Genomic DNA, 14,181 nt, shown 5'->3' on the forward strand with positions numbered 1-14,181 from the left:
TTTGACATGGATCACGCGACCTTAAAAGATCGAACAATTGAACAGCAACTACGACGTCAAGCCGACTACCAAGTTCAGCGCTTTGGTGATGAAATCGAGATTGATGGCCTAAAACTAACGCTTGTCTTTGATTTCAAAGAGGCCTTTTCTGAGGAGGGAATGGCCCTTCGTTACACGCCCCTGCTCAAACAGTATGACTACGTGGTTGGTGATTTATCAGCGGGGCAGGTTCGCCTGCGCGGTTTTTACCATGAAGAGCGCGACGTGTCGGCTGATCAAAAAATTGATACCCTGGCCGATTATCTATATGAGACCGTCAATTTTGGTGCCCCTTACTTTATCTTACAGAGCCAAAACAGCCGTTTCCGACCAGCTAAAAAGGTTGATTACTTAACACAATGGGAAGAAGAGCAGGCTGAAAAGCAAAAGAAGGCTTCAAAGAATCAAAAGAAGTCGGCCCAGAAGGCCAAACAGAAAAAGAATGGGCATGCCCGTCGCCGTCCCGAACAAAGGGGAAGCAACGATAATCAGGCAGCCTCGTCATCGAATCAGTCAAAACACCGCCATCGCTTTACGGAACGGCAGCGTGAAGACAAGGCTAAGGCAAATGAGGCAACCAACCAGGCCAAAGACGGAAATAAGAGTCAGTCTGCACAGCCTAAAAAGCGTCGGAATCGCCGCCGTCGTAACCATTCAACGAATCAGCACACGGCGGCCAATAGCCAACATGGGCAAAATCGACAGCATCAGGCCAGTGATTATCAATCGAAAAATGGTCATCAGTCGGGTCAAAACAATTCGTCCGGCCAAAATCGAAAAGCAGGGCAGCAAAAGTCGCAGAACCAAGGGCAAGCGCGCCATCAGGCCAAAAAGCCGTCCACAAAGCCAAGTGCTAAGCACCGTTTTACGGTTAAAGAACGGAAAAACGAATCATAAAATGAGAACCTTCGCGGTTCTTTTTTGTTATTATTTTTTCTTGACTTTGTGTAACCCTTTTAAATACAATTGGGTTACACAAGTTATAGGAGAGAAAAAATGAACCATTCAAAAGTACGTGATTTAACCTTGGAGGCCGTCTTACTCGCACTGCTCATTGTCTTTGGGATGATTCCTGGGATGACCTTGGGCTTTCTACCAGTTCCTGTTGTCGTGCAAAACCTGGCGGTTATGCTGATTTCCTTAATTTTGGGTGCGCGCCGAGGTAGTTTTGTGATGACCGTCTTTGTCATCATGATTGCGCTTGGTTTGCCAGTTTTGACTGGTGGGCACGGTGGTTTGGCGGTCTTGGTTGGACCAACGGCCGGCTACATTTGGGCATGGCTCTTTCAGCCACTGGCCTTTGCCGCCTTGTCGACTTTTTGGCCAAAAAAGAAGGGGCAAATTCGTCCAGGGGTCTTCCAATCTTTCGTCTTACTCTTTATGATTGATTTAGTACTCGTTTATGGCATGGGTGTGGCTTGGCTGTCCTGGACCGCCAAGCTCGACTTTGCTAAGACCTACCTGGCAAACATGGTCTTTGTACCTGGTGATCTTGTCAAAGTCGCGCTCGCGACAATAGTTGTGAAAGCTTTGCCAGAAAAGATGTTTGAATAAGTTCACTTACAAAATGGAGCGCTGATGGCCGAAATGAAGCAAAGAACAAAAGATCGCGTTTTAATCGATCTCTTACAACAACCTGGTACTTATGTGTCGGGTGATCAATTAGCCAGCGATTTAGCGATTTCACGTGAGTCAGTCTGGAAGGCGGTGAAGTCCTTGCAAAAGGATGGTCATCGGATTAGTTCTAAGAAAAAGTCCGGTTATGCCTACTTGTCCTCGAACCATGTGGACCAGCGGGTGGTGACTGCCTACTTGGATCAATTGAGTCAAGGCCAGCAGGCTTTTGATACCATCCAGGTTTTTGATGACATTAATTCAACACAGACTTATGCCAAGGATTACTTGGCCACTCATCCTGGTCAGCAGCCTTCCTTGTTCACAGCGCGGACGATGGGAGCGGGGTACGGCCGTCGTGGAAGGGCGTTTTTTGCGCCGAAAGATCGGGGCCTCTACATTTCACTTTCGCTACCAATTGATCAGGAGCAGCCGGTCATTGCGAGTTTGTTAACGACTTCGGCTGCTGCGGTGATTGCCCAGGTTCTGGAAGAGACTTTTGATGGCCTATCGGTTTCATTGAAGTGGGTAAACGATCTAATTGTTTCCGGTCACAAAGTCGGTGGCATTATTACGGAAGCGGTCTTTGATATGGAGAATCAGCAATACAACGCGTTGGTTCTCGGCTTTTTCGTGAATGTTTTACCGGCCGATTACCCCTCAGATATTCAGAAGAAAGCCATGGCCCTGGTCGATGACCCGAATTATCCAATCGATTGGAACTTTTTGATGGCCCGTTTGACCTTGGCTTTGATTCGGATGAATGCTAATTATCAATCGGGGGAGTACCTAGCCGATTATCGCCGCCGTTCTTTCTTAATCGGGCAGCGTGTTTCCCTCCAAGTTGGTCAGGAACAATTTGAAGGAACCGTGATGGCCATTTCGGATTCAGCAGGGTTGGTTCTTCGCCTTGATAATGGGGAGGAGAAGACGATTTATGCTGGTGAAGTGACGAAGGTGAAATTGTACGAGAACCTGAATTTGTAAGGAGTGAGTGAATGCGTTTTGTCTTTGCATCGAATAATGAAGCCAAGACCCGGGAGTTGGCGCGGCTAGCGGCTGTTCTCGGTCAAGAGATCGTTTCTTATCGGTCGATTTTGGGCCAGAAACTGACTTTTCCGGTTGAAAGTGAAACGGACCAAGAGGCAAACGCTCGTGGAAAAGCCGCTTTTATCCAGCAGTTTTTACCAAATGAGTGGATTTTAGCCGACGATACGGCTTTTTTCTTAGAAACTTTTCCCGATCGCTTTGGTGTCAAAGCCGCCCGCGAATTTAAGGCACTTGGGTTAAAGGGGATTCAGGAAGAAAACGCTTATCTACTAAAAATCTATGAGTCCATCCCCGATGAAAAAAGAGGGGCTTACCTCTTATCAACGATGGCCCTGTTGGCACCGGATGGTCGGCAATTTGTCGCAGCTCAGCGTGGCGGAGTGGCAATTGCTCATCAAGCTCAGGGTGGCCCCGACCTTGGTGGGTTAACGGATCTATTGCTGGCAGAAAACGGGAAAACCTTATCCTCGATGCCCTTAAAAGAAGCGGTGGCCTACCACGACCGGTCACGGACATTACAGGCCCTAATCGATCAAATGACGAACGGGGATTGATCGAGGACAATCGAGAATTGGTCGGAAACAATCGGGAATGTATTTTAAAGAAGCATCGAGCCGTCTGGCTTGGTGCTTTTTCATTCCTTTGGTCCGTACCGCTGACTTTGTCGGAAAGGCGAAAGCGTGCTAAAATGGAAAAGTTAATTTGACGACAGGTCTTCTGAGACCGCAAAGGAGTGCTGATGAGAAAAGCAAAATCCGCCTACTGGCAAAAGATTGTGGATGAAGCAAAGGATGAGCAGGGAAATCCCCGGCCGTTCTTTTCAATGGCACCGATGGAGGCTGTGACGGATACGATTTTCCGTCGGGTAGTGGCCCAGGCCGGTGGCCCTGATATTTATTACACGGAATTCACCAATGCCGCTTCCATGGTTCATCCAGAGGCCAAGTTCTCGATTCAAGGACGTTTAGCCGTTGCTGAGGGCGAACAGATGCCGATTGCCCAAATTTGGGGGTCGAAGCCAGAGGCCATTGAAGGGGCGGCAAAGCTCCTCCCAGAAATGGGCTATGAAGCGGTCGATTTGAACATGGGCTGTCCGGACGGTACGGTCATTAAGAACTCGGCAGGGTCTGATTTGATCCGCCATCCGGACACGGCCCTTGCATTGATTGAAGCGGCCAAGAAATCGACTTTGCCTGTTTCGGTTAAGACCCGGTTAGGCTTTTACAAAGTCGATGAATACCACGATTGGCTGGAAACGATTTTGAAAGCCGACGTGCAGGTTTTGACGATTCACTTGCGGACGCGAAAAGAAATGTCCAAAGCCGACGCCCACTGTGAGTTGATTGATGACATCATTGCCATGCGTGATCGACTAGCACCAAACACGCTCTTACAAATCAATGGGGACATTAAAAACTACCAGGAGGGCTTGGCTTTGGCTGCTGCCCATCCAGGTGTGGATGGCATCATGATTGGTCGTGGTGTTTTGGAAGATCCATACGCCTTCAATCATGAACAAAAGGCGCATGACTTATCCGAGTCGATTGCTTTGTTAAAGCTGCAACTTGACTTGTTTGACGAGGTGACCAAGACGGTCACACCAAAGCATTTTGAAGCGTTGAAGCGTTATTTCAAAATCTATCTTCGCGGCTTTGCCCATGCCTCACAACTCCGTCAGCAGTTGATGGAAACCCATGCCACGGATGAAGTTCGAGCCATTCTGGCTGAGCACGAAGGGGACTTGGTGCAAAACGAAGACCGCTAAGAACAGCTGTGGTATACTAAAAATAATTAAAGAAGAACACTTGGTTGAGGTCATACTCAAGGATTTACCTAACGGGGGAGTTAGGGGATCTTTGGCTATGGCCTTTTTCATTTGATTTTAAGAGGAGAAATGATGACTTCATTGCTTTTAGCAACCTTACTTTTATCGGCCCTTCTGCTTTCTTGGGTAGCCGAACGAATTGGTTTGCCTGCCGTGGTTGGTCAAATCGGTGCTGGCTTAGTGTTAGGACCTGCCGGCTTTGCCTTCATAAATTCAACCATCACCATCGATCACTGGGCTGAAATCGGGGTGATCTTACTGATGTTTTTAGCGGGAATTGAATCGGATTTAAGCCTACTAAAGGCGCACTTGAAAAAGTCCATTGCCGTCGCTTTAGCCGGCGTTGTCACGCCCTTTATCATCTTTTATGTCTTTGGCGTCCTTCTTCACTATAGTCATGAGCAAGCCCTTCTCTGGGCCGTGTTGTTCTCTGCAACCTCTGTCTCCATCACCGCTCAAGTCTTAACGGAGTACCGACAACTCAAGTCAGATGCCGGCTCGACTATTTTAGGGGCAGCGGTGATTGACGATTTGTTGGCCGTGATGATGTGGACCATTTTTCAAGCCAGTTTTGGGATTGGTGGTCAGCAGAAATTCGGCCTTGGTCTGACGCTTTTCTTCATGCTGGCCTACTTAGTTGGCCTCCTACTATTCTTAGCCTTTTTCCTGCCAAAATTATTACCAGTTCTGGCTCGTATTTCACAACCAGGATTGATTCTGACCGTTGTGTTTGCCCTCTTACTTTTCACCGCGCATTTTGCCGAAGCCGTTGGCTTATCAGGTGCCATCGTGGCCTTCTTAATTGGTCTGCTCTTCACAAAATTACCTGGAAAAGAGGGGATTGAGCATGGCATGATCTTGGTTGGAAACGTTGTCTTTATTCCCGTCTTCTTTGCCAACATTGGCTTGAAGGTTTCTTGGGCTGGCCAATTGGGCCATCTTTGGCTCATTGTCCTCCTGACGGTTTTGGCAATTTGGACCAAGTGGGCGGGCCCTTATCTTGCTGCTCGTTTGATGCACATGACCAAGCACTCGGCGAACGTCGTCGGCGTTGGCATGGTTTCTCGTGGGGAGATGGCCCTTGTGATTGCCAACCTCGCCCTGTCTGCCAAAGTCTTGGAAGATTCGCTATACGGTGCCTTTGTCCTGGTTATTTTGTTAACTACGGTCTTTACGCCAATTGTTTTGAAGCCACTTTTGAAGGGGAAAAATAACTAAATTCGTTTAACAGTCGCCTGTTTTAAGGCGACTTTTTTATTGCGATTAAAAGCCTTTGCCACTAGGCTTGCTATGCTATAATAAAAGCATTATGAGATTAACTGCTAAACAAGTGACGGCCCTCCTAGAGGACCAGCAATTATTAATTCAAGGACCAGCCATCGATTGTGATTTTGATCTGCTGCACTACGATTCACGTCAGGTTCAAGAAAACACGCTCTTTGTGGCAAAAGGGGCCTTTAAAAAGGCTTATTTGGATGGTGTATCGGGTGTGACGGGCCTGGTGGCTAGTCAGGATTTTGGTATGGACCTGCCCCTATGGTTAGTATCGGATACACAGAAGGCCCTGGCGATTTTGTCGGCTGCCTTTTTCGATTATCCGGATCGGAAGTTGTGGATTGGTGCCTTTACGGGTACGAAGGGAAAAACAACGGCTGCCTACTTTGCCTATACGATTTTAAAAGAGGCGACCAATGGCAAGACGGCGCTTTTTTCAACCGTCGATCGAATTGTTGGGCCAAAGCCTGAAGACAAGAAGAAATCCGATCTCACAACGCCCGAATCCTATGAGCTCTACAAGGATATGGCCCGTGCGGTAGCAAAGGGGATGACCCATTTGGTGATGGAAGTTTCCTCTCAGGCCTATCTTAAAAACCGGGTCTATGGTCTTTCTTACGATGTTGGTGCCTTTTTAAATATTTCACCAGATCACATTGGGCCAAACGAGCATCCGACCTTTGCCGACTATCTGGCCCACAAAGAAATGCTACTGGATCATTCTGATCAGGTGATTTTGAATGCGGGGATGGATCACTATAAAACGATTTATCAACATGCCGCAGCCAAGCATTCGACCGTGTTGACCTTTAATCGAAAAGGGGCATCGAGCCAGCTTCCTGAACAGAAGCCAACGGTTCTATTCCATTCAGATAAAACCGAATTGCACGATTCTTACTTTACGGTTTCAGATCAGTGCGCCTTGCCTGCCCTGAGCGAATTAGCTGGTTCCTACCGGCTGAACCTGCCCGGTGATTTTAACGAAGAAAACGCCACGGCTGCACTCATGATGACGGCTTTGGCCGGTGCCAAACAAGCGGCAATGAAAAAGGGCTTGGATGAGGTCACAATTCCAGGCCGGATGTTGTCATTAGCACTGCCAGACCACGGGGTGGCCTTTGTGGATTATGCGCACAACTATGCGTCGCTCAATGCGCTCTTGGCTTTTGCGAAGAAGCAGTCCCCAGAGGGTGAGGTGATTGTGGTCTTGGGTGCACCTGGTAATAAAGGGGTTTCCCGTCGCTTGGACTTTGCCAAAGTCCTGTCAAAACAAGCCGACCAGGTCTTTTTGACCGCTGATGATCCAGCCTTTGAAAAGCCAGAAGACATCTGTCAAACGATTGCCCAGGCGATTACCAATCCAACACTCGGCATTCATTATCAGATGGACCGTATTCAAGCCATTCGTGAGTCGATTGCATTCGCTGGACCAAAGGATTTGGTTGTGGTGGCCGGTAAGGGCGAAGACCCTTATCAGAAGATCAATGGCGTGGATACGCCTTACATCGGTGATTTCGCCGTCGTCAAAAATTGTCAAAGGGAACTAAAAGAAGGAAAGTTTACGCGTTAGTATGCCAAAACCTTTACAGGACAAAAAAATAGTATTGGCCGTCACTGGCGGCATTGCGGCTTATAAGGCGGCGGAATTGGTTCGCCTTTATATTAAGGCGGGCGCAGCAGTCAAAGTGGTCATGACCAAAAAAGCGGAGAGCTTTATTCCGGCACAAACCTTGGCCATTCTTTCCCAACACGATGTCTTAACGGATGACTGGCAGCAAAAGTCTGCTCAGGTCGAACACGTGTCTTTCGCAAAGTGGGCGGATGCTTTGGTACTTGCGCCAGCAACGGCCAATACCCTGGCCAAAGTCGCCCATGGGCTGGCCGATAACGTCCTAACGGAAACCCTTTTAGCGGCTTCTGATAAAGTGCGGTTACTGGCCCCTGCCATGAACGACCAAATGCTGGAAAACCCAGCCACACAACGAAATCTGGCCCAGGTGGCAGCCGATGGTTGGACAATCATCGCCCCTGACGAAGGTTTCCTTGCGGAAGGCTATGAAGCCAAGGGTCGCCTGGCCGACTTGAACCGAATCGTTTCGGAAACCGCTGCTGCCTTGTCCACTGAATTGCCTGAAAGGGATGACTTGCCCCTTGCTGGCCGTCGAGTGGTCATCACAGCGGGTGGCACCAAAGAAGCCATTGACCCCGTTCGCTACTTGACGAATCGCTCATCGGGTAAGATGGGCTATGCACTGGCTGAAGCCGCCCTGGCTGCTGGTGCCGACGTGACGCTTGTCGCAGCAAGTAAACGGCCTTGTTCACCAGCCATCCGCCTTGTGCTGGCACCATCCGCCAAGGCGATGTTAGCCGCAGTCAAAAAGGCGATGGTCGGCGCCGATGCCTTTATTGCCGCTGCGGCGGTATCGGACTTTGCCCTGGCGAAGCCCTTTGACCAAAAGGTGAAGAAGACGAGTCCGGATGCGCACCTAACGCTTGACCTCGTGCAAAACCCCGACATTTTAAAGACAGTCGGCCAGCAAAAACAGCCGGGCCAAGTCGTTGTCGGTTTTGCTGCCGAAACGGAAAATCTTTTAGAAAACGCCAAGAAGAAGTTGACGTCCAAAGGGGCTGATCTGATTGTCGCCAATGATGTGTTGGCGCCACAAGCGGGCTTTGATAAGGACAGTAACCAAGTGACTTTGGTACGAGCAGACCAAGCGCCCGTGACCGTTGGCCCGGAATCAAAGCTGGCCGTTGCCAAAAAGATTATTCAAGAACTGGTGCGTCTACTTGACCAAGCGTAATTGTGGTATAATAAGTACCTAATAAGGAATCGGAGGCTTTCATGGCAAAGACAGACGAAGAACAAGCGGCTAAGTACCATGTTGGGGATGTGCTTCTAGCACCCGCCTATGGCAACTTGGAAAAGCCCTTTACTGGCAAAGTCGAGAAGGTTTACGACAACGCATTACTTGTCGAAATCATCGAAAACGACCCAGCTGATCAACCAGCTGTTAACGAAATGAACCACCGCGGAGTGGTTAAGATGGCCGATATCGAAGTCATCCAAGAAGCGCCCGCAGAAAAGTAAAAGAAAAAGAAGAAGGCAGGTACGTAAGTTTCAGTGACCTTGGCGATAGTGGGAGCCAGGGCTTACCCCTGACCCGCGCCACTTTTTCAATGCAGACAAATGAATGAAACAAAAGTGGTTGGCTCAGCTGACTATTAGAGTGGTACCGCGGGCAGGGCTCGTCTCTTCAGATATGTCGAGATGGGTCCTGTTTTTAAGAAGAAAAGGATAAGAAGATGGCAGAAAACCAAGCAGTTGTGAACGCGTTGCAGGCCGTATTGCCGGACCTGACAGCAGCAGACATCGCCTCAAAGCTCGAGGCACCCAAAGATCAAAAAATGGGCGACATTGCCTTTCCAACCTTTACCTTGGCAAAGGTATTGAAGAAGGCGCCACAAATGATTGCCCAAGAGTTGGTCGAAAAGATTGATCAGTCAGACTTTGAAAAAGTCGTAGCGACAGGTCCATACATCAACTTCTTTTTAAATAAAAAGCAAGTGACAAAGGATACCTTGAAAAAGGTTTTGGCTGCTGGTGCAAACTATGGTCAAAACGAAGATGGAAAAGGGCAAACCATTGCCTTAGATATGTCATCGCCAAACATTGCCAAGCCAATGTCGATGGGCCACTTGCGCTCAACGGTGATTGGAAACGCCTTGGCTAACTTGTCGGCTAAGAACGGTTATAAGCCAGTTAAAATTAATCACCTTGGTGACTGGGGAACGCAGTTTGGTAAATTGATCTATGCCTATAAAACCTGGGGATCTGAAGATGAAGTGAAGGCGGATCCCATTGCGACTTTGCTAAAGTATTACGTGGAATTCCACGAAAAGGCCAAGGAAAATCCCGCCCTCGACGATGAAGGCCGTGCTTGGTTTAAGAAGTTGGAAGATGGTGATCCAGAAACCCATAAGCTTTGGGCCTGGTTCCGTGAGGAATCCTTAAAGGAATTCACTGAAATTTACGATCGCTTGGGCATTACCTTTGATTCATACAACGGGGAAGCCTTCTACAATGACAAGATGGACCGAGTTGTTAAGGCGCTTGAGGACAAGAACCTCTTAGAAGAATCACAGGGTGCCCAGATTGTTGACCTGTCTAAGGTGAACGAAAACTTGACGCCTGCCATGATTAAGCGAACGGATGGTGCGACGCTTTACATGACCCGTGACCTGGCGGCTGCCATGTACCGAAAGGATACTTACGACTTTGCCAAGTCACTCTATGTCGTGGGTGGTGAACAGCGTGAACATTTCGCCCAGCTAAAGGCGGTGTTGTCACTTTTGGATTTGCCATGGGCGGATGATGTAGAACACATCCCATTTGGCTTGATTACCTTTAACGGGAAGAAGATGTCGACCCGTAAGGGGGATGTCGTCTTGCTGAAGGATGTCTTAGACGATGCCCATGACTTGGCCTTGAAGCAGATTGAGGAAAAGAACCCAACGCTTCCAAATAAGGATCAGGTGGCCGAAGAAGTCGGAGCCGGTGCGGTTGTCTTCCATGACTTGATGAATGACCGGACGAATAACTTCGACTTTAAGATTGACGAAGTCGTTCGCTTCGAAGGGGATACAGGGCCATACGTGCAATACACGAATGCCCGTGCCCAATCGATTTTGCGTAAGGCGGGCGTAGCGGTTGATCAGGAAAACATCAACCTGGATGACCCGGACACTTGGGCCATCATTACTGATTTGAACGCCTTTCCTGACGCGGTTCGCCGTGCCTTCTTGAATCGCGAACCATCAATCGTTGCCAAGTATGCGCTTGGCCTCGCTCGTGCCTTTAATAAGTATTACGCCAACTCAAAGATTTTGGCTGACGATGCCAACAAGAATGGTCGTTTGGCATTGGTTGCTGCCGTTTCCGAAACCTTGACGGCCGCCCTTGTGATTCTTGGTGTTCATGCACCAAAGGAAATGTAAGCCCTTTGATGCCATTAGTTTTTTAGCTATTTCGGCCGATTGGCTGTAAGGAATACGAATGAAAACGAATTTTTCAATTAAAAAGACAGCCTTTTGGCAACGAGTCGCACCGGTCTGGAATCGTTATCAGATCGGCCGACTAATGATTTTAACGATCATGACGCTTTTCTTTGCGGCTTCGTTATACGGGATTGTGAATGCCAAGACGGCGCACGTGTCATCGCTTCAGCAATCGCTGTCGCAAACGACGGATGTCTATGATAATTCTGGTGACAAAGCCGGTTCGCTCTACTCACAAAAGGGAACCTATGTGAAATACAACCAGATTTCACCTTCCATGAAGAACGCGGTGCTTTCCATTGAGGACCGTAATTTCTACAAGGAGCACGGTTTCTCAGTGAAGGGCTTGGCTCGAGCTGCCGTCTTGCTGGTTAAAAACAAGCTGACCGGAACGGAAACGATTTCGGGTGGTGGTTCGACTTTGACCCAGCAGCTGGTAAAAAACGCCTATTTGACACAGGAGCAGACCTTTACCCGAAAGTTTAAGGAACTTTTCTTATCCGTTCAGGTGGAAAAGTCTTACTCAAAGAATGATATCTTGACGATGTACTTGAACAACGCCTGGTTTGGACATGGGGTTTGGGGAGTCGAGGATGCTTCTGAGAAGTACTTTGGTGTTCATGCTTCCGAATTGAATACGGAGCAGGCGGCAACCTTAGCCGGTATGCTGACCAATCCTTCTGGCTTTAACCCAATTGACAATCCTGGTCGTTCGAAGAGCCGTCGAAACCTGGTCATTCAAACCATGGTTGAAAATAAGAAGTTGACGGCTTCTGAGGCAAAAGCAGCGCAAGCAACGGCCATTACTCTGAATGATAACTACACCGGGGATGAATCTTACCGCTATCCATGGTACTTTGACTCAGTCATTAACGAAGCCATTAACACTTATGGCCTGACTGAAAAAGATATTATGAATAAGGGTTATAAGATTTACACAACCCTGAACCAAAAGGATCAGCAGAACCTCCAAAACGATTATGAAAAGGGCACGCTTTTTGGTAATCAGTCGGACGCCCAGGCAGCAACTGTCGTCTTGAATGCGAAGACGGGTGGCGTTCGTGCCGTAGTCGGTGGTCGTGAGTCGACCCATACCTACCGTGGCTTTAACCGCGCCAACCAGTCACAGCTACAACCAGGTTCCATTATTAAGCCGCTGGTCGTTTACACACCAGCCCTCGTGAATGGTTATTCGATCAACACCGAACTGCCAAACAAGAAGATGAACTTTGGAACGAATAATTACTCGCCAAATAACGCCTTGAACGTTGAGACGGGGAACGTCAAGATGTATGAAGCGCTTGAACATTCCTACAATATTCCAGCCGTTTACCTCCTTGATAAGTTAGGGGTGAACACCGGTTATTCATGGGGAAAGAAGTTTGGCTTGAACTTGGTTTCATCTGATAAGAACTATGCTTTGGCTCTTGGTGGCTTGACAAACGGTGTTTCGCCACAGCAAATGGCATCGGCCTACACGACTTTTGCCAATGGCGGAACGATGTCAGAAGCCCACTACATCACAAAGATTGTGGACGCGACTGGAAAGACGATTGTTGCAAAGCCGAAGGCTAAGCAGACGCAGTTAATTTCCAAGTCAATTGCGAACAAGATGACGAAGATGATGCTTGGTACGTACACGAATGGAACTGGAAAGGGGGCAACCCCATCTGGTTACACCATTGCGGGTAAGACCGGAACGACTGAAAACCCGAACTCCACCAATAATTCGAACTCATCGAAGGATTCGTGGGCTGTTGCTTATACCAACGATGTGGTTCAGGTCTCCTGGGAAGGTCTGGAAGGGAACAGTTCAAGTTCTCTACCAATTGGGTTGATGTCAACCATTGGTAATTTGGTCAAGACGTCAATGGGACAAATTCTACCAAACACCGAAGAAACTTCCTTTAGTGTGACGGACGCGAACCAATCAACGACGACCAGCTCATCCAGCTCATCAAATTCATGGGCTGACAATGCCAAAGAAAACATTCAAAATGGCGTGAACACGACAGTTGCCGGCGCTAACAAAGTGTGGGATACTGTAAAGGGATGGTTCGGTTCTTAGAATCAATCGACCGAGTGTTGTGCAATACGAAAGGATCTATGAGAGATGTCAGTAAATATTTACGATAATGCCAATGAAATGGCAAAAGTTTTGACGCAAACGGAACAGTACGTAGCTTGGAATAAGGCTTTTGAAGCTGTTCAAGCGGATGAAGCGGCCAAGGATTTGTTCAAGCAGTTCCAAACGATTCAAATGACGGTGCAACAAATGATGCAGGCGCAAAAGACGCCAACTCCTGAACAAGAAAAGGAATGGGACGCCGTTGCCAAAGACGTTCAGGCCAACGAAAAAATTAAAGCCCTGATGGCTTCAGAACAAGTGTTGAACACCTTGCTTGGTGAGATCAACGATATCGTGACGAAACCAGTTTCAGAAAGTTATGCAGCGGCCCACAAGGCCTAAGCAAACAAAAAGGCGACGCAATAGCGTCGCCTTTTTTTATTGGCCAATGGAAAAACTGAAAGAAAAAACAGGAAACAGATCAACTGTTGCCCGTTTTCGTTTCTTATTAATAGATTGCATCACGATAGAGTGAAACCACTTTTCCAAGAATGGACACTTGATCCAAGATGATGGGGGCCATCGTGTCGTTTTCAGGTTGTAAGCGATAATGACCAGCTTCGCGAAAGAAACGCTTGACCGTGGCTTCGTTATCTTCGTTCATGGCGACCACAATATCACCGTTATCGGCGTTTTGTTGGCGGCGAACAATGACTTTGTCGCCGTCTAGAATGCCGATGTTAATCATGGACTCCCCACGAACGTTTAACATGAAGAGGTCGCCGTCATATGGAATGAGATCTTCCGGAATGGGGAAGAATTCCGTGGCGTTTTGTTCAACAGCCAAAATGGGTTGACCGGCGGTCACCAAACCAAGAACGGGAATCTTACCAGCGTTAGAAGAAATGCCTAACATTTCAAAGCCCTTCGCTGTCACTTCGATGGCCCGTGCCTTGGTCTTTTCACCCTTCTTCAAAAGATAACCGTTTTTAATCAAACGGGCAATGTGACCGTGAATGGTCGATGAAGAGGAGAGACCGACGGATTCGCCGATTTCGCGAATCGTTGGTGGAAAGCCGTTTTTTGATTGGTACTCGTGGATAAAACGAAGTACCTGAATTTGTTTTGAATCGGATGCCATAATGTTCTTCCCATCTCATTAATACTGCCCTTATTCTAGCGAAAAAAAGGGGAAAAAGCAAACACGTGTTCGTAAGAATTCCTTAAGGATACAGTGAAATTTAAGCCTTTG

General features: G+C 48.1%; 13 protein-coding genes. 12 read left to right on the top strand and 1 reads right to left on the bottom strand.

The window, feature by feature from the left end:
• The first annotated feature begins 6 nt into the window (after window positions 1-6).
• The 12 genes from G6R30_RS02965 (at window position 7) to G6R30_RS03020 (ending at window position 13,331) form a co-directional block, all read left to right on the top strand.
• Window positions 7-936 (top strand): YutD family protein, encoded by a 930-nt coding sequence (locus G6R30_RS02965; protein ID WP_213821308.1) that lies wholly within the window; start codon window positions 7-9, stop codon window positions 934-936.
• 99 nt (window positions 937-1,035) lie between these two features.
• Window positions 1,036-1,593, top strand: a complete 558-nt coding sequence (locus G6R30_RS02970; protein WP_213821310.1) for a biotin transporter BioY — start codon at window positions 1,036-1,038, stop codon at window positions 1,591-1,593.
• A gap of 24 nt (window positions 1,594-1,617) precedes the next feature.
• The gene (locus G6R30_RS02975; protein ID WP_213821312.1) at window positions 1,618-2,640 is read left to right on the top strand and encodes a biotin--[acetyl-CoA-carboxylase] ligase; all 1,023 of its coding nucleotides are present in this window, start codon (window positions 1,618-1,620) and stop codon (window positions 2,638-2,640) included.
• 11 nt (window positions 2,641-2,651) lie between these two features.
• On the top strand, window positions 2,652-3,257 hold the full coding sequence (locus G6R30_RS02980) for a non-canonical purine NTP pyrophosphatase (protein WP_213821314.1): 606 nt from the start codon (window positions 2,652-2,654) through the stop codon (window positions 3,255-3,257).
• 185 nt (window positions 3,258-3,442) lie between these two features.
• Window positions 3,443-4,468 (top strand): tRNA dihydrouridine synthase, encoded by a 1,026-nt coding sequence (locus G6R30_RS02985; protein ID WP_213821316.1) that lies wholly within the window; start codon window positions 3,443-3,445, stop codon window positions 4,466-4,468.
• Between the two features lie 129 nt (window positions 4,469-4,597).
• On the top strand, window positions 4,598-5,746 hold the full coding sequence (locus G6R30_RS02990) for a cation:proton antiporter (protein ID WP_213821318.1): 1,149 nt from the start codon (window positions 4,598-4,600) through the stop codon (window positions 5,744-5,746).
• 91 nt (window positions 5,747-5,837) lie between these two features.
• Entirely contained in the window at window positions 5,838-7,373 is a 1,536-nt protein-coding gene (murE, locus tag G6R30_RS02995; RefSeq protein ID WP_213821320.1) for a UDP-N-acetylmuramyl-tripeptide synthetase, read from the top strand.
• A gap of 1 nt (window position 7,374) precedes the next feature.
• Window positions 7,375-8,607 (top strand): bifunctional phosphopantothenoylcysteine decarboxylase/phosphopantothenate--cysteine ligase CoaBC, encoded by a 1,233-nt coding sequence (coaBC, locus tag G6R30_RS03000; protein WP_213821322.1) that lies wholly within the window; start codon window positions 7,375-7,377, stop codon window positions 8,605-8,607.
• A 41-nt stretch (window positions 8,608-8,648) separates the two neighbouring features.
• Window positions 8,649-8,894, top strand: a complete 246-nt coding sequence (locus G6R30_RS03005; RefSeq protein WP_213821324.1) for a hypothetical protein — start codon at window positions 8,649-8,651, stop codon at window positions 8,892-8,894.
• Window positions 8,895-9,109: 215 nt separating this feature from the next.
• Window positions 9,110-10,801 carry an arginine--tRNA ligase gene (gene argS / locus G6R30_RS03010; protein ID WP_213821326.1) on the top strand — a complete coding sequence of 564 codons (1,692 nt, stop codon included), beginning with the start codon at window positions 9,110-9,112 and terminating at the stop codon, window positions 10,799-10,801.
• Window positions 10,802-10,859: 58 nt separating this feature from the next.
• Window positions 10,860-12,929, top strand: coding sequence for a PBP1A family penicillin-binding protein (locus G6R30_RS03015; protein ID WP_213821328.1), 2,070 nt, complete (start codon window positions 10,860-10,862; stop codon window positions 12,927-12,929).
• Between the two features lie 45 nt (window positions 12,930-12,974).
• Entirely contained in the window at window positions 12,975-13,331 is a 357-nt protein-coding gene (locus G6R30_RS03020; protein ID WP_213821330.1) for a YlbF family regulator, read from the top strand.
• 106 nt (window positions 13,332-13,437) lie between these two features.
• Here the strand turns inward: G6R30_RS03020 and lexA are convergent, their stop codons facing one another.
• A complete protein-coding gene (lexA, locus tag G6R30_RS03025; RefSeq protein ID WP_213821332.1) occupies window positions 13,438-14,070 on the bottom strand; it encodes a transcriptional repressor LexA in 633 nt (210 codons plus the stop codon).
• Between the last annotated feature and the right edge of the window lie 111 nt (window positions 14,071-14,181).

Origin of the sequence: Fructobacillus parabroussonetiae (assembly GCF_018437265.1) — a bacterium.
GTDB lineage: Bacteria > Bacillota > Bacilli > Lactobacillales > Lactobacillaceae > Fructobacillus > Fructobacillus parabroussonetiae.

Bases quoted from the DNA above. Each gene is read 5' to 3' on its own strand.
- G6R30_RS02965 (WP_213821308.1), top strand. From the start codon at position 7: ATGGATCACGCGACCTTAAAAGATCGAACAATTGAACAGCAACTACGA.
- G6R30_RS02970 (WP_213821310.1), top strand. From the start codon at position 1,036: ATGAACCATTCAAAAGTACGTGATTTAACCTTGGAGGCCGTCTTACTC.
- G6R30_RS02975 (WP_213821312.1), top strand. From the start codon at position 1,618: ATGGCCGAAATGAAGCAAAGAACAAAAGATCGCGTTTTAATCGATCTC.
- G6R30_RS02980 (WP_213821314.1), top strand. From the start codon at position 2,652: ATGCGTTTTGTCTTTGCATCGAATAATGAAGCCAAGACCCGGGAGTTG.
- G6R30_RS02985 (WP_213821316.1), top strand. From the start codon at position 3,443: ATGAGAAAAGCAAAATCCGCCTACTGGCAAAAGATTGTGGATGAAGCA.
- G6R30_RS02990 (WP_213821318.1), top strand. From the start codon at position 4,598: ATGATGACTTCATTGCTTTTAGCAACCTTACTTTTATCGGCCCTTCTG.
- murE (WP_213821320.1), top strand. From the start codon at position 5,838: ATGAGATTAACTGCTAAACAAGTGACGGCCCTCCTAGAGGACCAGCAA.
- coaBC (WP_213821322.1), top strand. From the start codon at position 7,375: ATGCCAAAACCTTTACAGGACAAAAAAATAGTATTGGCCGTCACTGGC.
- G6R30_RS03005 (WP_213821324.1), top strand. From the start codon at position 8,649: ATGGCAAAGACAGACGAAGAACAAGCGGCTAAGTACCATGTTGGGGAT.
- argS (WP_213821326.1), top strand. From the start codon at position 9,110: ATGGCAGAAAACCAAGCAGTTGTGAACGCGTTGCAGGCCGTATTGCCG.
- G6R30_RS03015 (WP_213821328.1), top strand. From the start codon at position 10,860: ATGAAAACGAATTTTTCAATTAAAAAGACAGCCTTTTGGCAACGAGTC.
- G6R30_RS03020 (WP_213821330.1), top strand. From the start codon at position 12,975: ATGTCAGTAAATATTTACGATAATGCCAATGAAATGGCAAAAGTTTTG.
- lexA (WP_213821332.1), bottom strand. From the start codon at position 14,070: ATGGCATCCGATTCAAAACAAATTCAGGTACTTCGTTTTATCCACGAG.